16 protein-coding genes are annotated in these 20,933 nt (G+C 62.4%); 4 read left to right on the top strand and 12 right to left on the bottom strand.

Going from position 1 to position 20,933, the window contains the following annotated elements; genetic code table 11:
• Window positions 1-6: 6 nt before the first annotated feature.
• The 3 genes from CLV85_RS12880 to CLV85_RS12870 all read right to left on the bottom strand — a co-directional run bounded on the left by CLV85_RS12880 (window position 7) and on the right by CLV85_RS12870 (window position 3,798).
• Complete coding sequence (locus CLV85_RS12880; RefSeq protein WP_100390043.1) at window positions 7-468, bottom strand: VanZ family protein; 462 nt, start codon at window positions 466-468, stop codon at window positions 7-9.
• A gap of 43 nt (window positions 469-511) precedes the next feature.
• Window positions 512-1,309, bottom strand: a complete 798-nt coding sequence (locus CLV85_RS12875) for a nuclease-related domain-containing protein (protein ID WP_229820464.1) — start codon at window positions 1,307-1,309, stop codon at window positions 512-514.
• A 218-nt stretch (window positions 1,310-1,527) separates the two neighbouring features.
• Entirely contained in the window at window positions 1,528-3,798 is a 2,271-nt protein-coding gene (locus CLV85_RS12870) for a UvrD-helicase domain-containing protein (RefSeq protein WP_100390041.1), read from the bottom strand.
• Between the two features lie 363 nt (window positions 3,799-4,161).
• Between CLV85_RS12870 and CLV85_RS12865 the strand changes: the two genes are divergently transcribed.
• Complete coding sequence (locus CLV85_RS12865; RefSeq protein WP_100390040.1) at window positions 4,162-5,238, top strand: hypothetical protein; 1,077 nt, start codon at window positions 4,162-4,164, stop codon at window positions 5,236-5,238.
• Between the two features lie 48 nt (window positions 5,239-5,286).
• Here CLV85_RS12865 and CLV85_RS12860 read toward each other — a convergent pair whose 3' ends face one another.
• Window positions 5,287-6,528: a PrsW family intramembrane metalloprotease gene (locus CLV85_RS12860; RefSeq protein ID WP_100390039.1), complete on the bottom strand. Its 1,242-nt coding sequence runs from the start codon at window positions 6,526-6,528 to the stop codon at window positions 5,287-5,289.
• Window positions 6,529-6,567: 39 nt separating this feature from the next.
• A complete protein-coding gene (locus CLV85_RS12855; protein WP_100390038.1) occupies window positions 6,568-7,398 on the bottom strand; it encodes a hypothetical protein in 831 nt (276 codons plus the stop codon).
• A gap of 124 nt (window positions 7,399-7,522) precedes the next feature.
• Between CLV85_RS12855 and CLV85_RS12850 the strand changes: the two genes are divergently transcribed.
• The gene (locus CLV85_RS12850) at window positions 7,523-8,971 is read left to right on the top strand and encodes an AlkA N-terminal domain-containing protein (RefSeq protein WP_100390037.1); all 1,449 of its coding nucleotides are present in this window, start codon (window positions 7,523-7,525) and stop codon (window positions 8,969-8,971) included.
• A gap of 36 nt (window positions 8,972-9,007) precedes the next feature.
• Window positions 9,008-9,625 carry a protoporphyrinogen oxidase gene (locus CLV85_RS12845; protein WP_100390036.1) on the top strand — a complete coding sequence of 206 codons (618 nt, stop codon included), beginning with the start codon at window positions 9,008-9,010 and terminating at the stop codon, window positions 9,623-9,625.
• A 77-nt stretch (window positions 9,626-9,702) separates the two neighbouring features.
• Here CLV85_RS12845 and CLV85_RS12840 read toward each other — a convergent pair whose 3' ends face one another.
• The 4 genes from CLV85_RS12840 to CLV85_RS12825 form a co-directional block, all read right to left on the bottom strand.
• A complete protein-coding gene (locus CLV85_RS12840) occupies window positions 9,703-11,151 on the bottom strand; it encodes an aspartate ammonia-lyase (protein WP_169925823.1) in 1,449 nt (482 codons plus the stop codon).
• 145 nt (window positions 11,152-11,296) lie between these two features.
• On the bottom strand, window positions 11,297-13,441 hold the full coding sequence (locus CLV85_RS12835) for a DEAD/DEAH box helicase (RefSeq protein WP_100390034.1): 2,145 nt from the start codon (window positions 13,439-13,441) through the stop codon (window positions 11,297-11,299).
• Between the two features lie 208 nt (window positions 13,442-13,649).
• Entirely contained in the window at window positions 13,650-13,994 is a 345-nt protein-coding gene (locus tag CLV85_RS12830) for a DUF6804 family protein (RefSeq protein WP_100390033.1), read from the bottom strand.
• A 137-nt stretch (window positions 13,995-14,131) separates the two neighbouring features.
• The gene (locus CLV85_RS12825) at window positions 14,132-15,952 is read right to left on the bottom strand and encodes a DUF2207 domain-containing protein (RefSeq protein ID WP_229820462.1); all 1,821 of its coding nucleotides are present in this window, start codon (window positions 15,950-15,952) and stop codon (window positions 14,132-14,134) included.
• Between the two features lie 129 nt (window positions 15,953-16,081).
• Between CLV85_RS12825 and CLV85_RS12820 the strand changes: the two genes are divergently transcribed.
• Window positions 16,082-17,413, top strand: a complete 1,332-nt coding sequence (locus CLV85_RS12820) for a M20/M25/M40 family metallo-hydrolase (protein WP_100390031.1) — start codon at window positions 16,082-16,084, stop codon at window positions 17,411-17,413.
• Between the two features lie 32 nt (window positions 17,414-17,445).
• Here the strand turns inward: CLV85_RS12820 and CLV85_RS12815 are convergent, their stop codons facing one another.
• From CLV85_RS12815 to CLV85_RS12805, 3 genes are all read right to left on the bottom strand, one after another.
• Window positions 17,446-18,378: a glycerophosphodiester phosphodiesterase gene (locus CLV85_RS12815; RefSeq protein WP_100390030.1), complete on the bottom strand. Its 933-nt coding sequence runs from the start codon at window positions 18,376-18,378 to the stop codon at window positions 17,446-17,448.
• 89 nt (window positions 18,379-18,467) lie between these two features.
• Window positions 18,468-19,370: a ribokinase gene (locus CLV85_RS12810; RefSeq protein WP_100390029.1), complete on the bottom strand. Its 903-nt coding sequence runs from the start codon at window positions 19,368-19,370 to the stop codon at window positions 18,468-18,470.
• 36 nt (window positions 19,371-19,406) lie between these two features.
• Complete coding sequence (locus CLV85_RS12805; protein WP_100390028.1) at window positions 19,407-20,882, bottom strand: SDR family oxidoreductase; 1,476 nt, start codon at window positions 20,880-20,882, stop codon at window positions 19,407-19,409.
• Window positions 20,883-20,933 lie beyond the last annotated feature (51 nt).

Here is a 20,933-nt window from a genome sequence, read left to right as displayed (position 1 = left end):
GGCCGGTTAGCGTGCGGAGGAATAGTTTCCTGCTGGTCGATTACGACGCCGGCGACGAGCCCGCTCGCGTGCTGCGGCCACGCTCAGAGTGACCACCACACCGATCGTCGCTCCGACGGAGTTGGAAACGATGTCGCGCGGGTCAGAAACGCGGGAGGGAATGAACTGCTGCACCCATTCGATTCCCGCCGTCAGTAGAACCGCGAGGCCAAGCGCGAGCCACCATTGGCGCTTGCCGACGAGAAGAACAAAGAACAATCCCACCGGCACAAACAACGCAATGTTGGCCATGAACTCGAGGTCATTGAAAGTGAGCCACTGCGTAGCCTGAAACCGGTCGAGAAAAACCGCCAGTTGCCAGAGCGGACCATCACGTTGGTCGGGAGCTTGCGGGCTCAGCGTCAGCCAAGCCACCACGGCGAGATAGCTGAACGTGGCAGCGCTCAGATAGGGATGACGCCGAAACATTCCCCAATCGTGCCCCACGACAGCTAAGAAAGTGCTCGACGCGCTAGGGGCCTACGACAAGTGATGCAAAAACGGAGGCTAGTGACCATACCCACAGGAAGGTCCCCACGAGCGCGACCACCACCCAGACGAAGCGTCGAGCACTCGCTCGACGCACATCGTGGTGGATGCGAACGAATTCGCGCGTTATCGTGCGCGAGGCAATCGTCGCTTGCTGCGGAGCGGGCCAGGTAGTGCTTGACTCGGCCACCGTCGACAGGGTCGCAACTTCTTCCCCCGTGAGCGTTGCCTGCGCTGACAGAAGCCACTGCTCAAGCTGCATTGACGTCAATACCCGTACGTCAGCCGGCACCGCTAGCGTCGAGACCTTGACGGGCTCGACGACCACGAGCACCGGGACGACGTTCACGGGTGAGCCCATTGCCGCGCTGAGAGCGGCGGCAACACGCTGCCCCGCAGCTCGCGCCTGCGTAATGGCCTGGCTAACGGTCTTGGCGATAACGAGCTCATCACCGTTGATCGCGACATCATCTCCCTGACAATTCACGACAGAAATAGCGAACACACCCGCCCGCCCCACGGCGAAGTGATCGAGCGATGTTTCCCCGAGAGGCACTCCGTGGAGAATGTCCCAGCTGTGACCGAGATGGTCAAGAATCGACCCCACAAGGAGCTCGCCGACGGCCCCGCGATAGTGCGCGCGGCCTTCAGCGGTGAGTGGTGAGAGGCCGATGGTGCGCGCAAGAAGACCGCGACGCGCATGGTGCGCTTGCGCCGCGATGACGGCGGCCATGGCTGACTGTCCAGCGATCCGGCCGCGAAGATCGTTATTCTGCGGCACGCAGACCCTCCAGCTCTTCCATGCAGTGAGATGCATGCAGAAATACGTTGGGCCGGAGGCTCCCCCGCCTCCGGCCCGACTCGTGGCGAAGAATCGCTCCCGAGTGAAGGTTCCTCCCCCGAGGAATAACTTCTAGATCTATAGTGCCCAACCTGTGAATCCGCCGAAACCCCCACTATTGGGCATACCCGAGTGGGGGTCAACTCCCTTGACCACCCTTATTCCGGGGTGGGAATACCTTCGGGTAACCCCTGAGAAGCAACGATGCTGAGACGTTGAGTCGATCGAGTCATCGCCACATAGAGAGCTGCAGCACCACGAGAAATCTCATCCACGATGCGCTGCGGTTCCACGACAACAACGGAATCGAACTCCAGCCCCTTCGATTCGCGAGGAGTGAGCACGGCGATCGGCTTGTTGAGGCCGGCAGCGCCCTCGCCCACGTCGCCCGCGAAGGACTGCTGCAGAGCATCCACAATGCTGCTCGTGAGCGAATCACTAACGATTACGGCCACAGTGCCGTCGCTCGAAATTGCACGATCAGCGCCCACAACATCACTGACACGAGCACCCAGCTCGCTTGCCGAGACCAGGGTGACATCGACAGGCCATTCGCTCCGGCGAACAGCGCGCGACGGTGTAATCGATACATCGTGGGCGAGCGCGACCGCTTCGGCCACCGCCACAATCTGAGACGGTGTGCGGTAGTTGACCGTGAGTTCCTCGAGTCGCCAGTGATCACCGATATCCGCGGCGAGCGCAGCACCCCAGCTATTCGTTGCGGCAGCCGCGCTGGCCTGAGCGACATCGCCCACAATCGTGAAGGACTTGAGCGGGTTACGGCGTGCAAGCAGTCGCCACTGCATGGGCGAAAGTTCTTGCGCTTCGTCGACAACGATGTGGCCATACGTCCACGAGCGGTCCGCCGCAGCGAGTTCCGCCGTGGTTGCGCGCTCGGCACTGGCCTCGAATCCCTCCGCGAGAGTCTCAGCATCGATCATGCCTTCGACATCCATGTTCCGGATGGCGGCGGCAGCGTTTTCGACGTCGCGCTTGCGTTGTTGTTTGCGCTCGCGCTCCGCTGCGGTCTGAGCGACGTCGACTTCGCCGAGAAGCTCTGCCGCTTCGTCGAGTAGCGCAACATCACTGATTGTGAAGGGGGCATCGCGCTCACGACGCAGCAGGTCACGCTCTTCGGGCGTCCAGCGGGGCGTGAGGCTGCGCAACCAGCCCGGGCGGGCGTAGAGATCGCTCACGAGCTTCTCGGGCGTGAGGGGCATCCACGCGGTGTTGAGCGCAACCTTCACGTCGTGCGCCGTTCGAATGTCTTCGCGCAGCCACTTCTGGTCAGCATCGTCAATCGTATTGCCGTGGGAGCGCAACTGGTCGGCGAGCAAACGGCTGATTCCCGCGATCGCCGCCTTGTTGAAAACTACGCGCGCAAGGTTGTGCGGCTTGTGCGAATCCCACGCCTTCTGCATCGCCGCCCGGATGAGGTCGGCGGGAACATCCAGAATCTCGCCATTGATTTCCATGCGCTGCGTTTCGGTCGGAACCACCCGACGCGAACGAACCGCACGCTTGATGAGCGCGGCCATCTCGAGCGAGCCCTTGAGCTGCGCCACCGAGTCGATGTCTTCGTGGCGGGCATCCACTCCAGGGAACAACTGGCCGAGGCTCGCCAGCACGACACCGGTCTCTCCGAGCGACGGCAGTACGGCTTCGATGTAACGCAAGAACGAACGCGAGGGCCCCACAATGAGCACACCGGATGCCGAGAGCCGTTCCCGATGCGAGTACAGCAAGAAGGCGGCACGGTGCAGCGCGACCGCCGTCTTGCCGGTGCCAGGACCACCCTGCACGACGAGGGCGCCGCGAAGCTCGGAACGGATGATGGCGTCTTGCTCGGCCTGAATCGTCGCGACGATATCGCCCATGCGCCCCGTGCGCTCAGCAGTGAGGCTCGCCATCAGTGCTGCTTCACCCTGAAGCGAGGCAGCATCGGTGTGAAGAAGCTCGGTGTCGAAGATCTCGTCGTCGATACGAACGATGTCGCGACCATTGCTCTGCAAGTGACGGCGAGCGCGCGCGCCGAGAGGCGTCGCCGCGGTTGCTTGGTAGAACGCTCGCGCTTGAGGAACACGCCAGTCGAGCAGCAGGGGGCGCTGCTCTTCATCCCGCAGGCCGATACGGCCGATGTAACGCACGGGGCGCTCAGCGGTGCCTTCCGAATCAGTGTCGCTGTCGGCATCCAATTCGAGTTCGAGCCGGCCGAAGGCCAGTCGCTCGTCGATCTCACGGAGCTGCCCGATGCGATCTTCGTAGATGCGCGCGAAAGCGTCTCGCTCCGAGCGATTTTGGTGAGTTCCACCCGGCGCGCTGCGACGCACAGATTCCAGCTGCTCTTGCGCGGCATTACGCAGCGCATCCAGCCGGCGATAGAGGCCGTGGACGTACGCCCGTTCGCGTTCAAGCTCACTCGATGACATCCGGTGTCCTCTCCAAATTGCGACCTTCAATCGTACGCTCTTTTTGACTATAAATTCGCCGATTAACTCTTGCGCTCTGCTCAAGTCAGTGGCACGCTGAAAGCAGTTAAAACTCATCGCTCACCAGAGTCGCAGGCAGTGCCGCACCGGTGGGCGATGAGTCTGTTAACGGCCGGTTTGCCCCACCGCTACGGCTCCGCGCTGTTTCTTCCAGACTGACCGCCTGCGTTGCGAACGCTGCCCCCCAGCGTTGCGAACGCTGCCCGCCAGCGTTGCGAACGCTGCCCGCCAGCGTTGCGAACGCAGTGATCACCCCCGAATTGAGGCTGCTCCCCTAGGCCTCCCGCGACCTACGATGGTCGGATGCTGCGTTCCATCGACTATTCCGGGTTGATTTATCCGGTGAACCCGCACGATGTCGCAGTGTTCAAGTCATCTCGCCGTGACCACTTCGGATACTCACACATTCAACGCACCGGCACCATCGTGCTGATCGTGGTGGTTGTCGCGTTCTTCGCACTCTTTCTCGGAGCCCCCATCATGGGGATCGTGGGCGGCTCGTTTCAGTCAGCTTTCTCGAGCGGCAATTTTTTCGCAGCGATCCCGGTGCTGTTCTTCAGCCTTCTGGTGCTCGCGCTAATCGTCGGTGGCGGCTATGTCGGCGTGAAATCGTGGCGCAAGCACGGCGGACCGTGGCAGCGCTTCTACCGCATGAACAAGTTTGCCGACGACAACGACCTCGTCTTCTCGCCTCTCGACAGCACAGCGTTCTATCCCGGGCTCATCTTCACTCAGGGTGGCAATCGCTCAATTCACAATCGTTTTCGCAGCGCGAGCGGGCGCACTCTCGATTACGGCAACTACCGGTACACCACGGGCTCCGGAAAGAACCGCCAAACGCACAATTGGGGGTTCCTCGCGCTCGAACTCGATCGCGCGCTCCCCCATATGGTGTTGGATGCCACGGCCAACAATCAGCTGTTCGGCGTCACCAATCTGCCGCAAACCTTTGCAAAGAATCAGGCGCTGAGCCTCGAGGGTGACTTCGACACCCACTTCACGCTGTACTGCCCGAAAGCGTACGAACGCGACGCTCTGTACGTTTTTACGCCCGACCTCATGGCGCTCCTCATCGACAAAGCGGCCCCCTACGACGTCGAAGTCGTTGATCGCTGGCTGTTGGTGTACTCGCCGAAGCCCTTCGATCTTGTCGACCCCGCCGTTCACCGTCGCCTATTGGGCATCGCCGACACGGTAGGCACGAAAGCTCTGCGCCAATCCCGCAACTACGCCGACGAAACTATCGGCGATCGCAGCGTGAATCTCGTCGCGCCGCGCGGTCAACGCCTCAAGAGCGGTGTTCCCACGGCGACCCTCATCACCGCTGGTATTTTCATCGCGGTATGGGGCCTCCAGTTCTTCCTCAGAATGGCTGGCTAACGATCGCTGGCTAACGACGGCTCGCTGACGCGCGCGGCAGAGAATTTGCTAGTGCGCTCGCTGTGCTCCCGTAAGAGCGTGCCGAGCTTCGACGATGGCGCCCAGCAAAACGGCTTCATCGGCAATGGCACCGATCTGATCTCTACCGGTGATGATGCGCTGGCGAGCAAACGCGAGCCGGGTGGCTTCTTGAATGTAGACCTTCATCACCGCGCGCTTGTTGTTGCGCGCTGCCCACGCGAGCGCCTGACGACGACCAGCCGGAGTGGCCAACACGGCGACCTCATCCTGATTGAACCAGCCAGCATTGGCGTACTCGGCCAACCGGTCGAACGTCATCCGCGCTTCCTGACGACGCAGGTAGACCACGATCACAATGGCGACGACGAAGAGCGGGAACTGCACGATCGCGTAGTAGCCGAAGAAGTCGTTGACGAAGAAGAGCGCACCGTTCCACAGCGCGTGAAGCGCAATCGCAAGGGAGAGCCCCACGGCGAAGACACCGACAGCGCGACCATTGCTGCGGGAACGCACAGCTAAGCCGAGCGCGATCCCTGTGCAGGCGGTGAACATCACGTGCGCGAACGGCGACATCAGACCGCGGACGAGGAACATTTGCAGGATGCCAGTTCCGCTGCCGTTGATGCTGGCAAGCTCCGAGCCGAAGTAGAGAATGTTCTCGGTGAAGGCGAAGCCGCCGGCAATCCACGCGGCGTAGACGAGACCATCCACCGGGCCGTCGAAGTGGCGTCGAGCCACCCAGAAGATAACGAGGATGCCGAGGGCCTTGCCTGCCTCTTCAACGATCGGCGCCTGAATGGCGGCAGAGAAGAAGTCGTAGGCCGGGCCGGGGCCGCCCAGAGCGTTGATGACGTTGTCGATCTCAGCCCCGACGATGAGCGCCAGGAGCACTGCAACGCCGGCACCCCACAGGAACGCGAAGACCACGGCGAGGCGAGGTTCAGGCTCCCACCGGTCGATCCATCGCACCGCGAAGAAGACCACAGCCAGCGGCACGATAGCCAAGATGCCACCGAGCGCGAAGGCATCCGTTCCGATGCCCGAGATCACATAGACGATCACAAAGAGCAGCACGAAAGACAGCGCGATGACGCCCAGGATCCCCAAGATAAGAAGGCCGGGGCCGCGAGGCTGCGGCACGTGGGGCGGCAACTGGTGCTGTTGCGCTTCCTGCGCAATCTCAGCGGATGCCGCGGTGGGGCTGGGTGCGGTGCGCCCCGATGCCGCCGTGTAGTCAGGAGTCACGGAAGAAGGATCACTCGCGGTCATGACATCGAGACTAGCGTGCGGGCGCTGCAGCTCCCGTTGCTACTTGGTGCCCTCTTGCTGCTCTCGAAGGATGCTGAGCGCACGATTGACGCGGTCGCCGAGTCCCGCGACGCGCTTCTTTGACGATCGCTCCGCCTCCACAATTAGGCTCATGAGCTCGCCGCGGTACACGTCTTGAGTCGAGCGCACCGACATCGCGAGCGCCAGCGATGCCTGGGCCGCCACAATTCCCACAACGACGCTCACCACAACCGCGAGAACAGCACCAAGCACTACCCAGGGGGACGCCGAGTCCTGCCCCGCAGCGATGCCAGACACCACTACAAGAACGACTGCCAACACGGGGGCGATGAGACGATGCGGGGTGCGCACGCTCAGTTGCAGGGCCGCTGAAACTGTGGCGGCATCCGCAGCACGGTGGGCTTTGGTGGCGTTGTCGATGGCGGTGACGCGAGCGCGGAACTCGTCGACCTGGTCTTGGTGGATGCGCAGACCCGCTGATTCGAGCAGTTCGTCGCGCACGAGCCGGTAGCTATCGGCGGGCGGGCGCACGACGACGACCGCAATGATGGCCACGATAATCACGGCGACGACCACCGTGCCGAGCGCAATCAGAATGGCGGCGGGAGCCTGAGCGGGGTCGGCGAAGAAGAGGCGAGTGCTCCAATCAGCCGAGATCGTGAGCGCCACAATGGCGATTCCCGCGAGAGGCACGGTCCACGCCACCGGATGCAGGCGTAGTCGCGTGCGAACACCGCGAGCCAGTCGCAAGTGGTCGAAGCGTGCCGTTGCGTAGTCAGCGACCTGCGCTGAAAAAGCTACGAGCCAGAGTGCGGCCACGACGGTAAGGGCTGTCCACGAAGATTCCACGCTGCGACTGTAGTCGCTTCCCCAGATTTCTGACGAGAATTGCCGTGGTTTCCGCACGGAAGCACGGTGGAGTGATGTCTGATTTCCGCTGGTCACAGCGCCGAGCTAGTGACAGAGTGAGAACATGCTCTCCCCCACGCTCAGCTTCGATGAGCAATACCGCGCGCTGTGTTCGCGGGATGCCCGCTTCGACGGACAGTTCATTGCGGGCGTGCACTCCACCGGAATCTACTGCCGCCCCAGTTGCCCCGCCGTGGCACCGAAACCACGCAATGTGCGTTTCTATCGCACCGCGGCTGCAGCCCACGAAGCCGGACTTCGCGCCTGCAAACGGTGCCAACCGGATGCCGTTCCCGGTTCCCCGGAATGGAACCTTAACGACGACCTCGCCTCGCGCGCCATGCGCCTCATCGCCGACGGAGTCGTCGAACGCGACGGAGTCGAAGGTCTTTCGACTCGCCTCGGTTACACGAGCCGCCACCTCACCCGAGTGCTCACCGCCGAGCTCGGAGCCGGCCCACTCGCTCTCGCCCGTGCGCACCGCGCTCAAGCCGCCCGAACACTGCTCGGCGCAACGGAACTAAGTATTTCCGACGTGGCTTTCGCTGCGGGCTTCTCGAGCATCCGCCAGTTCAACGACACCATCCAGGCCGTGTACGAGACCACGCCAAGCCAATTGCGCACGCTCGCTCGGCGCGGAGCAGCAGCGCATCCCCAGACCGCACACGAGCGCCCTTCTGCCCTCACCCTACGGTTGCCGACTCGGGCGCCCTTCGACGGCGCCGGGCTCATGACGTTCTTCGCGAATCATGCGGTAGCGGGGATCGAGACAGCCAGCGCCACCAGCCTGGAGCGCGCCATCCGTCTGCCCGGTGGTATCGCCCACGTGCGCCTGGAACTCGGCGACCAGGGCATCACGTGCACAGCACAGCTCGCCACCATTTCGGATGTCGCCCCGCTCGTCGCCCGCGTGCGTCGCCTCTTCGACCTCGACGCCGACTCGCTCGCGATCGACCGCGCGCTCAGCAGCGACCCGGCCCTCGCGGGCTCGGTGGCCCGCGTGCCCGGAATGCGGTTGCCGGGCAGCGTCGATACCGAGGAGACCCTCTTCCGCACGCTCATCGGGCAGCAGATCTCGGTTGCCGCTGCGCGCACCGTGCATGCCCGGATCGTGACCGAGCTGGGCAGTGACGGGCTGTTCCCGAGCGCAGCAGTGTTGGCGGCATCCGGGGCCGAGGTTTTGCGTGGCCCCAAAACACGTATCGCCAGCATCCTCGGCGTTGCCGAAGCAATCGCGTCGGGCGAGCTCGAGTTGGATGTCTCCACCCCTGTCGATGAATTCACAGCAAAGCTTGTAGCAATGCCCGGAATCGGCCCGTGGACGGCCGGCTACATGGCAATGCGGGTACTCGGCAACTCCGACATCATGCTCAGCAGTGACCTCGTTGTGCGCCAAGGTGCTGGCGAGTTGGGGCTTCCCGCCACCGCGACAGCGCTCACCCAGTACTCACGCCAGTGGGCTCCCTGGCGCAGCTATGCGTGCATGCACTTGTGGAGATCGCGGCCATTCTAGGTAGAGCAGAACGCAACCTCACCGTAGGCTGGGCACATGAACGTCAGACTCTTGATTCTCGGTTTTGGTATCGCTGTTGGATACGTCGTTGGCGCGCGCGCAGGCCGTGAACGCTACGACCAGATGAAGGGCAAAGCCACCGAAGTGTGGGAGAGCCCTCGCGTGACTAAAGCACGCACGTCTGTCGAAGATTACGCGCGCACTCAGGGCCCGATTCTGCTCGACAAGGCCGAAGCAGTAGCTAAGGCGACTCCCGGCTTTGTCAGCGAGAAGGCAAAGGATGTCGCCGAGAACACTCGCGAATTCGCCGAGACTGCTCGCACCACCGCCACCAAGCTTGCCGAGAACGCCAAGGAGTCTGCCAAGGACTTCGCGGGCACGGCGAAGGAAACCGCCAAGGACCTTGCGGACAACGCGAAAGAGTCCGCCAAAGAGATCGCCGATCGCGCCTCGGCTACCGCTCGCGGTGCTGTCGGCCGCGTCACCGACACAGCCGAAGACGTGCGCGAGAACGCAAACAAAGAACTCGCTGAACTGCGCGAACGCGGCGAGAACGCCATCGACCGCGCATTCACGACCGCGGGTAAAGCACGCGACGAAGCGCTCGCGCCTCTCGACGATGAGGATGACGACGACGAGCTCCCCGCTAAATAGCGGCGCCGCTCCCCTGCTCTGACACCACCACAACCCGGGTCCTCTCGCTGAGAGGGCCCGGGTTGTGTGCGTAGTGACTACTTAGCTTCTTCTTCCAACCACGGAAGAGAAATCGCGGCCGTCATCGGGGAAACTCCACTGAGACGCTCCGGGGTAAGAACGCGGGCAACATCTTCTTCCTTCATGAGTCCCGCGGAGACCACCAGTTGTGCGATGGAGGCGTTCGTGGTGAGCGCCGTGTGCGCGAGGTTGGCTGCTGCCGCGTAACCGATGTACGGGGTCAAGGCGGTGACGACGCCCACACTCGACTCGACCTGAGCCGCAAGGCGCTCCTCGTTGGCAGAGATGCCGTCGATGCAGTTCTCGCGCAGCGTGCGGCAGGCGTTGGTCATCCACGCCACCGATTGCAGAATCGAGTGCGCAATTACGGGCTCGAACGCGTTGAGCTGCAACTGGCCGCCCTCCGCCGCGGCGGTAACCGTGGCATCCGCACCGATCACGCTGAAGGCGACCTGGTTGACGACCTCGGGAATAACCGGGTTGACCTTGCCGGGCATGATCGACGACCCTGCCTGCTTGGCAGGCAAGTTGATTTCGCCGAAGCCAGCCTGAGGTCCGCTCGAGAGCAAGCGAAGGTCGTTACAGATCTTGGAAAGCTTCACTGCAGAGCGCTTGAGAACGCTGCTGAGAGTCATGAAGATTCCAACGTCGCTCGTGGCCTCAATGAGGTCGAACGCCGTCTTCATCTCGATGCCCGTGGCCTCGGTGAGGTGACGGCGCACAGCTTCGGCGTAGCGCGAGTCGGCGGTAATGCCGGTACCGATCGCGGTAGCGCCCATGTTGATTTCGCTCATGAACGGCAGAACTTCGGTGAGGCGCGCGTAGTCCTCTTCGAGCGTGTGCGAGAAGCCGGTGAACTCTTGACCCAGGGTCATCGGCACCGCATCCTGCATCTGGGTACGGCCGATCTTGAGGATGTTGACGAATTCGCGGCCCTTGGCGCCGAACGATTCGGAGAGCAATTGGTGCTCCACCAACAGTCGCTGAACACCGAAAACCATCGCAAGCTTGATCGCCGTGGGGTACACGTCGTTCGTGCTCTGGCTGCGGTTAACGTCGTCGATGGGATGCAAGAACGAGTACTCGCCCTTGCTGTGCCCCAAAATTTCCAGAGCACGGTTCGCGATTACTTCGTTCGCGTTCATGTTCGTGGAGGTACCGGCACCGCCCTGAATAACGCCGACGCAGAACTCTGCGTGCAAGGAGCCATCGAGAATCTCTTGACAGGCCTGGTCGATCGCATGAGCCTTGCGGGACTCGAGCACTCCGAGCTCAGCATTGGCGCGTGCCGCAGCCTGCTTGATGTGAGCGAGCGCTCGAACGAGATCGGGATAAACGGAGATAGCACGACGCGTGATGGGAAAGTTCTGCATCGCGCGAAGCGTGTGCACTCCCCAATACGCGTCTACTGGAACCTCAAGCGAACCGAGTGAATCGGATTCGATACGGGTAGCGGTGTTTTGCACAGGGGCGTTGCTCAACTCTTTTTCTCATCTCCATTGATTTACGGCGCGATACACACACACTGTGATCACGCCTCAAGTGTACGCTCGCGCACCCGGAGACTTGGAGAAAAAGCCATGGCCAGAAAGCCATTTCTTAACGAATCAGCTATTCCTTAATAGCGTCGCGAAGCAGCGATGAGAGCGCCTGCAACTGAATGTTCGCTTCAGCCACGACATCCTCATCAGAACCGTCGAGCGCACGCGCGGCGAGGCCGGCCTTGCTATCGATGAGTTCGGCGATGCGGGCGTCAATGGTGTGCGCGGCAATAATGCGCCAGGCCGTGACGGGCAGCTCTTGACCGATGCGGTGAACGCGGTCGATCGCCTGCGTCTGCTCGGCGTTCGTCCAGCTCAACTCGGCAAGAACGACGTTGGATGCCGCCTGCAAGTTGAGGCCGACACCAGCAGCAGTCAGCGAAGCTACGACAACCGAAACTTCGGGATCGTTAGCGAACGAGTCGATCGCGTTCTGGCGAGCTTTGGCGCTCTGGTCGCCTCGGATCGAGACGGCCTTGAGGCCGACCTTGGCGAAGTGCGCCTCAGCGGTGTCCATGACATCGATGTGCTTAGCAAAGAAGACGACCTTGCCCACCGAACGAGCGAGCTGCGCGGTGTAGTCCGCGGCCAGGGTTGCCTTGGCCTGACCGATTCGCCGCACCATGGTGAAAACGTTCTCACCGGTAGTGGCGCTCTTCGACTCTTCGAGTTCGGCGTGAGCGACAACGCGAATGAGATCTTCGATGGCCACATCGGGCTTGAGCTTGCGAACGCGAGTGAAGCGGTCGACAAGGCGAGCGGTGAGGGCCTGCTCGGCGGCACGGATCGAGCGACCGAGGTCGCTGTCGAGTTCGACCGGGATGTCGGCGACGCGTCGAGCAGGAATGTCGGCAGCAACGTCGACCTTCTTGCGGCGCACGATACCCATATCGATAACGGCACGACGCGCTTCGGAGAAGAAGCCGGGATCAGCCGGCGTGAGGTCGGTGTCTTCGAGCTTCGACATGAGCGGGGCGAGCGGCTTGGTGCCGTCGATCCAGCCGAGGAACTGCCAGATGGCTCGGAAGTCTTCGATCGAGTTGATCAGCGGGGTTCCCGTGAGCGCCATGAGCAGCGCCTTCGGGTACGTTGCACGAATATTCTGCGACAGGCTCAAGACGTGCTTGGAGCGTTCAGATTTGAGGTTCTTAATGAAATGAGCTTCATCGACAACCATGCCCTTGAAGCCGAAACGGCCGAGCCAGCCGACATGACGGTCGAGAACTTCGTAGTTCACGATGACGACATCGCTGAACGCATCGACGGTGTCGCCGTCGCCGTGAACCACCGTGGCGCTGCGGCCAGGAGTCCACAGTTCAACTTCGCGTTCCCAGTTGGTCTTCACGACGTTGGGCACGACAACGAGCAAGGGGTACGAGTTAGAGGCTTCGGCGGCCATGAGCGCCTGAGCGGTTTTACCCAGTCCAGGCTCATCGGCGAGCAAGAACGTGCGGTGGCCCTGCTTCACAACCTCGACGAACCGCGCCTGGTGGCGCATCAGCTCAAGATCTCCCCGGGTACGCAGCGATTCAGCTTCGGGCAGCTCCATCGACGCTGCTCCGCCGCCAGAGCCGTGCTCGAATGCACGGAATAGTGGGTCGATGAGTTCCCAGTTTGCGAGACGGTTGTTGTGCTCGGGCTTGGGCGCAATCGCGCTGAAATCAGGTGCCAAGAAAGGGTTCGCCATTTGCATTTGGCGAACGGATGCCGGAACAACCTGCTTCTCGACCTGCTTGTCGACGGGCTTCGGTTCTTCAGCGATGATCAGTTCATCGGGGCTGAGTTCGACACCGGCAGCCAGTAGGAGGTCGCGGCGCAGCGCCTTAGCCGCGGGAGTGATCGGCGCCGATTCCCCCAACATCGAGAGCAAGCTCGTGTCGCGAGCGGCCGTCTTGGCGAGGATGCCCGCGAGGCCATCGAGGCGCTTTTGTTCATTGGCACGCTCGGATTCGGTGAGCGTGGCATCCGTCTTCACGCGGGCACGCTCTTCACGCAGCAACAGTGCTGCGACCTGGAAACGTGCGCGGTTGGTCGGCTTGAGCGGGCCCTTCTGAACAGCTGTCTCAACCTCGCGTGCGGCGCGAGCCAACACGGGGATAACGCCCGTGTCGTCGCCGGGACGAGCGCGACGGCGCTGAGTGTTGCCTTGGCGCTGACCCGAGTTCTTGGGTCGTTTATTGCGCTGCGAGGACTCGGTCTGTGACGAGTTGGTCAATTATTCTCCTGGCGCTAGGCAAGCGGCTCAGTAGTGGGTACGACGACTCAGGGACGTAGAACGAGTAGTTGCTGCCTCGAAGGTAACTTCAATTGAACGACAACTTCCACTCGAGTGAGCCAGACCCAACTGCGATGCGATTGGTGGTCTCAAGGGATGCGGTATCCAGTGTACGCAGAAATAGGCGCGAGCGCGCTACTGCAGCGAATTAACCTCGACTTGTGGAGTCTGTGACGCGCGCGCCGACACCCACCGCGATGAAGACGAGAGCCGCTGTGTAGTGCAATCCCGCGAAAAGTTGGGTGTCATCAATCACGATGGGCACGATCGGGTTCCAGAGAATCGCAATCGGAATGAGACCGATCGCCCACCACCACTGCCGCGCCTGCCATACCAAAACGACGCAGATGAGGGCGAGGATGCTCACGACGTAGCGCACGATCGTGAAGATTTCGGTGCCGATGACACCAGCACCCACCAACAGCACGAGAACCGCCAGGATTGCAGCGGGCAACGCAACGCGTCGGGGACGATTCGGGTACGTTGCGCTCACTCGTTCGAATATACCCGTCTGCTGGTGCTGGACTTCGCACGCGCGAACGACGAGGCCATGACCCCTGCGGCTTCGACGCCGCGTCTTCGGCCCGGCGTCTCCGGCCCTGCGGCTTCGACGCTGCGTCGTTGGCGCGGCTAGACGCCGCCTCCGCCTCCGCCACCGCCGCCACCGCCAGAGGAACCGCCACCGCCCGAGCCACCGCTCGAGCTGCTTGACGAACTGCCAGAGTACGAACTGGCCACCGCAGTCGAGAAACTTGAGATGCTCGAGGCGAACAGCACGCCGTTGAAGCCGCTAGAACCGCGATACCAGTCCGGGGAGCTCTCGGTGTAGTACCGGCTGAGCTCTGTCGACCACTCTTTCTCGAGACCGAACAGCACCGCGTACGGCAAAAGCTTCTCGTAGATCTTGAGCACGTCGGTGGCGCCCGTCGCCTCGTTTCTCTCCCGCAACGCACCCTCGGGGCTCTGCAACATCTGCAGGCGATCAGCCTCAGCGAGTCTGATGTACAGCTTGAGCCCTTCAAGGTGATCGCGCAGTTCGGAGCCCTGCGCCGTCAGCGGAGTACGCGACAGCAGCGACATCGTCAGAACCGCTGCCATGAACGACACCATGATGACCAAGAAAGGGACAGCGGAACCGTAGTCGCCATCGATCAGTGCGATACCGAAAACGATCGACACGATCACGGCAACGACCGAAATGAGCAAGGGAAGATAATTGCGCGCGCTCAGCTTCCGCCGGTAGCCGTTCGCCGCGAGCGCGGAGTTCTCCGCCGTCAGAATTGAGTACATCTTCTTGCTGAGCTTGGAATCCGTTTTCTTCATTTCCCGGATGGCGCCATGCTGCAGCGACTGCCCGAAGAGCGCGCGCAAGATTTCCAGCTCGCGCCCCGTCACGCCGGTGGGGTCCATCAACTCGAGACGGTAGGTGGTTCCCGCGGAGAAGAAGCCTGTCGATTCCTCTTCGAGAATGCGCAACTTACCTCGCACGGCGAAGTCCAGAATCTGCGCGGCAACCGCTTTGTGACGCTTCTTGATCACGAGCGCCGCGGTGACAACCGAGACATCGCGTGGGGGCGAATACTCCGCAATGATCGTGGGGCGGCCCCCGTCATCCGCGAGCTTGGACCGCCGGACGCGAATAGCCCAGATCACTGCAGCGATCGCACCGATGAAACCCAGCGGCTGGCCGTAGCCTGCTGCCGAGCCGAAGTAAGAGCTGTCGCGGGCAACGAACGTGCCGGGCTCGAACCCGAAGGCGACCGTAACGTTCTGCCCCCGCTGCAGCATCCCCTGCGTTGCTAAGTATGTATCGTCATCCAGAGCGACAATGTCGCAGCGTTGGGTCGACCGGTCGATCCCCCAGTAACAGTCGGGCGCCACGCTGAGCGCGTCGCTCAGGCCCTCGCCTAGATGAATTGTGGCGGTGAGCGAGCCGAAGGGCTGATTCCATCCCGTTCCGTTGGTATCCCAGTAGAACTCGTCAGCGCCGGTGTCGGCGGCGAACCGCGTCACGTTCGATCGCATGTAGGTAAAGACATACGTCTGGGTTCCTTCGACAAAGGAATCGGCCGCACTCGTCACCAGGGTGAAGTTGCCGTCTTCTTCAACCTCGAAGTCGCGGGGTTGGCCATTCTCATCCGTGACAGAGATCGCACGGATGTCGAGCGGTTCGCCCTTGTAGGTACTCGGAATTGCGCGGCGCATCCCCCGGTTTTGATCGGCTGGAAACACAGCAACGAAGGTCTCGACGGTGAGTAACGTCGAACGCCCCTCGTCGTCACGATCGAGGAAGAACTCGCCTTCGTAGCTGTCAAAAACGAAGTCGTCGACACCGGCGTGCACGAGCCCGGTCGCTGCGGCTCCTTCGCCTGCAAGGTGGTGCGGATGCCCGGCTGCCGTCGCCGCGAGAGGTGCTGCGCCCAGCGCCACCACCACCGCAATTGCCCCCACCAGCCGCGCGCTTAGCCGCGCACTCCACCGGAATCGAGGGCGTCGCTGCGCTCTGACTGTCATCGTGTCTCCGTTTCCTTACCCCTCGAGTGAAAGCGAGCACCGGGTGCTGCTCGCTAGAGTCGAGGTATGAAGAGTGCTTTGGCTGTCGAACACCTGCAGGAACTCGTTCGAATCCCGACAATTTCCCGAGTGGATCCCTCCGCCACGGAATGGACAGAATTCGACCGTTTCGCTCAGACATTGCGCAAGCTGTATCCACTGTGCCACAGCCGACTCGAGCGCGAGACGGTGCTGGACCATTCCCTTCTTTTCCGGTGGCGCGGCCGTGCATCCACCGAGCCTGCCGTACTGATGGGGCACTACGACGTCGTCGCGGCGACCGACGAAGGGTGGAAGCGACCGCCTTTCGCGGCAGAACTCAGCGGCAAGGGTGACGAGCAACTGATCTGGGGGCGGGGCACCCTCGACGACAAAGGCTCTGTCGTCGCCATTCTCGAGGCCGTCGAGGCTCAGCTCGAAGCGGGGCTCGTGCCTGCTCAAGACATTTATTTGTGCTTCGGTCACGACGAGGAAACCCACGGCACCGGCGCCTCCGCCATCGTCGATCTCCTCGAAAGCCGGGGCGTGAAGCCCACGCTGGTGCTCGACGAGGGCGGCGCGATTGTTGACGACGTGTTCGATCAGGTCGATGCCCCCATGGCGGTGGTCGGCGTAGCCGAGAAGGGCACTGCGACACTGCGTTTGACGGTCGACCAGTCGGGTGGCCACGCCTCGACTCCCCCGAAATTTCCCGCTGCCGTTCGCCTGGCCCAGGCTATTGTTCGCCTCAATTCGCGCCCCTTCCCCTCGCGCCTGACCGCTACCGGCGCAGACCTCATGCGCTTGCTCGGCGAGCACGCGGGCGGCATGACCGGCTACCTGCTGCGCAATGTTTCGTGGACTAAGCCATTTCTTCTGCCGATTCTGGTGCGCAAGAGCGACGAGCTCGCCGCAATGATGCGCACCACTCAGGCCGTGACGATGTTGGAAGGCGGCCATGCCGTCAACGCGATGCCCGAACGGGTGAGCGCCATCATCAACGTGCGCATCGCCGTGAACTCGAGCCTCGACGAGACGCTTGCCCACGTCACGCGCGCGATCAACGACAAGCGCGTTCGGGTTTCCGTCGATTCTCCTGGCGAACCGTCGCCGGTGTCGGCTACCTCGGGCCTCGCCTGGGAGCTTCTCCGTTCCACGATCGAAAAAAGCTTCCCCGGCACAATCGTCACGCCCTACGTTCAAAATGGTGCGACCGACAGCCGCCACTTCACGCGCATCAGCAATGGTGTTTACCGCTTCACCCCCTTCGCGATGGCGCGCGAAGTGCGAGACACGCTCCATGCCCGCAACGAACGGATGCTCGTGAGCAGTTACCTCGACGGCATCGAGTTCTACCGATCGCTCATCGCGTCGCTTTAGGGCCGTGCGCGGCGGAGCACTCCGCCGCGTATTTAGCGGCGTGGTGCGAAGGGCAGTGAGTTCGAGTCGCTGACTTCTTTCGCGATCCAGGTGCCGAGTTCGGCCGGACGATCGGTGACGATTCCGTCAACGCCTAGGGCCACGGCATCCGACCACGTGTCAGAGTCGTTGAGGGTGTAGATCAATATGCCCAAACCGGCATCATGAACCTGCTGCACGAGTTCGGGGTTGCGCGTGATGGCGCTCTTGCTCGTTACGAGGGCGACGGCTCCCGCCGCGGCGGCCAGCTTGGCCGGGTCGCCCACAATGTCGCGCACGATGAGCATGCCGGGCAGTTCAGGGCTCACGCGCTGCACCGCTTGGAGCGTCATGATGTCGAAGCTGCCCAGAATGACGTGATTGGTCACGCCGTTGCGAGCGATGAGATCGGCCACGAGCGCCACTTGCTCGTCAGTCCACGAGCCTTTGAGCTCGAGGATCGCATTCTTGGTTGACCAGCGCAGCACGTTGAGAAACTGCTCGAGGGTCGGCACCGTCGCGCCGGCAAATTCTTCACCAAACCACGAGCCGGCGTCGAGGGCCGAGAGTTCTTCGTAGGTGTACTTCCACACCGGTCCGGTGCCATTCGTGGTGCGATCGACGGTCCAGTCGTGCATGAGCACGGGCACTCCGTCGGCCGTGAGCTGAACGTCGGTCTCGACGTAGTCGGCTGCGCTGTCGAGCGCGAGGCTCAAGGCTTCGAGAGTGTTCTCAGGCGCTACCGTCTTGTCACCGCGGTGACCGGCAATGAAGGCGGCCTCCCCCGGCGATTTGAGCGAGGTGAACGCGCCGACGGCATGCACCCGAACGACGTTGGCGTTCAGCACGAGCGCCAGGGTGATGGCGGTGACAATCGTGGCCGCTAGGGCCGCTCGCCGCGCTCGAAGATGATGTTTCGGTTGTTCCAGGTTCTGCGATGTCGCCATTGACTCGCCATCCTTGTGTCGGGTTGCCGCACGTTCGCGGTGACCCCACTATAGCGAGCCTGTTACCAATCCGTTACCTTATTGGCGAATTACTTGAGGCGTGTCTCGATGGCCTCGCGATGAGGGATCGACGGCACTGCGCCGTGGTTCTCTACCGAGATGGATGCCGCGGCTCCCGCGAAGCGCAGGGCGTCATCCAACATCATGCCCTCCACCACTCCCGCGGCGAAGGCACCGCAGAAGGTATCCCCTGCGCCAGTGGCGTCGACCGCGGTGACGCGATGAGCCGGAACGATGACGGGCTCGGAGCCCACACGGTGAAGCGCGGCACCCTTGGAGCCGAGCGTGACGATGACCGTCGACACCAGACCGAGCAGGCGTTCGCCAATGCCATCGAGTTCGTCAGAAAGACCGTTGTCCTTGGCGAGCTCGGCAGCTTCGTGTTCGTTCACGATGAGGATGTCGAGGTTCTCAAGAAGCTCTGCGGGCAGCGCCTGAATAGGGGCGGCGTTCAGAATTACCTTCGTACCGACAGCCCGGGCGATCTTCGCCGCGGAAATTACGGTGGCCAGCGGGATTTCGAGCTGCATGACCAGCGCGGATGCCGCACTGATCGCTGCGGAGTCAGCGGCCGTGAGGTCGGCGACATCGGTGTTCGCTCCGGCCTCAACGATGATCGTGTTCTCGCCCGTGTTGTCGACCGCGATGAGGGCGGTTCCGGTGGGCTTGCCGGTGGTCTTGAGGTGAGTGACGTCGATTGAGTCTGCGGCGAGCCCCGAGCGCACCATTTCACCGAAGCCATCGTCACCGACAGCTCCCACAAACGTCGTCGCGACGCCGGCGCGCGCGGCAGCGACAGCTTGGTTCTGGCCCTTGCCGCCCAGAGCGGTGTTCAAGCTGCGCGACAGCACGGTTTCGCCCGGCGAGGGGATGCGGTCCACTCGAAAGACCTGATCAATGTTTGCGCTACCAACGACGACGATTCCAGACATTAGTCAAAAGTAACGCATTACGACCACGCGTGGGGTTTATTTCGCGCCAGAATCCGATTCTGCTGCCGCAACGATGCGGTTGACCATTCCGCTGAAAATCACGCCGTGGAATGGCAGGATTGCAGCCCAGTACAGTCGCCCGCCGAGTCCGCTCGGAAAGAACACCGCGCGCTGGCGATAGAACGCTCCGTCTTCGCCGCGATCTTCGACGCCCAGTTCAAGCCACGCTCGGCCCGGCAACTTCATCTCGGCGCGCAGCCGCAAGCTGTGCCCGCGCTCGATGCTCTCCACGCGCCAGAAGTCCAAGGCGTCGCCCGTGTTCAAAGTGGTCGGATGACGGCGGCCACGGCGCAGGCCGACCCCGCCAACCAGCTTGTCGAGCCAGCCACGCAGAGCCCACGCCAGCGGGAACGAATACCACCCGTTCTCGCCGCCGATCCCCTCGACCACAGCCCACAGCGCTTCCGCAGAAGCGGGCGTCGCGCGTTCGCGCAGGTCGGTGTACACAGTGTGACCGGTCCATTCCGGGTCACTCGGGATGGGGTCGCTTGGCGCGCCAACGACGGTGGCGTCTTGCCAGCTCGTTTCGACTTCGCCGTCGCCCATCTTTACGAGAGCTAAGCGAACGGAAGCACGATAGCTCGTGAGTCCGCCCTCGGGCTCAGGGATAAACTCTGAGACCGACTCGTCGCGAACGACACAGTCAAACTGCAGCGACTCGATGATCGGCACCGCCAGCAAGCGCGGGATCGGCGTCACCAGGTTGACCCACTGCGAAGCAAGCCACGGGGTGAGCACGGGAAGAGATGCGATGGGGCGCTGGTGAAGCCCCGCCTCGAGGGCGTAACCGTTCATCATCTGGCCGTAGCGCAGCACATCCGGTCCACCAATATCGAAACTGCGGTTGAGGTCGTCGGGCAGATCGAGCGCCGACACCAAGTAGTAGAGAACGTCGCGCACGGCGATCGGCTGAATGAAGTTGCGCACCCATTTCGGGGCAGGCATATAGGGCAGCACCTCGGTGAGGTGGCGGATCATCTCGAAGGATGCCGAACCAGATCCAATCACGACTCCCGCGTTGAACGCGATCGTCGGCACGCCCGATTCAAGGAGGATGTTGCCGACCTCAGCTCGGCTGCGCAAGTGTCGGCTGAGCTCAGAGATGTCGCCCTCGGGGTGCAGGCCGCCCAGATAGACGATGCGGGAGACTCCCGCTTTCTTCGCCGCTGTGGCCACGTTCGTGGCCGAGAGCTTCTCGGTCTTTTCGAAGTCACCGGCGGCGCCCATGGCGTGCACGAGGTAGTAAAGCGCGTCTACTCCGTCGACGGCGTCGACGAGGCTGTCAGCGTCGGTGAGATCCCCCACGATGACTTCGACATCGTCGCTCCACGGCACATCGCGCAGCTTGCGCGGATTGCGCACAAGCACCCGCACACTGTGCCCCGCCTCGATGAGTCGAGGCACCAGTCGGCCGCCGAGGTATCCAGTTGCTCCAGTTACAAGAACGCGCATTCCGTAACCCTAGGCAGGGCCGCTGGGAAGCAGCGCACAGTTAGCTCGGTA

Source organism: Salinibacterium amurskyense, assembly GCF_002797685.1.
Classification (GTDB): Bacteria; Actinomycetota; Actinomycetes; order Actinomycetales; family Microbacteriaceae; genus Rhodoglobus; species Rhodoglobus amurskyensis.
This window is presented reverse-complemented; position numbering and strand designations above follow the sequence as displayed.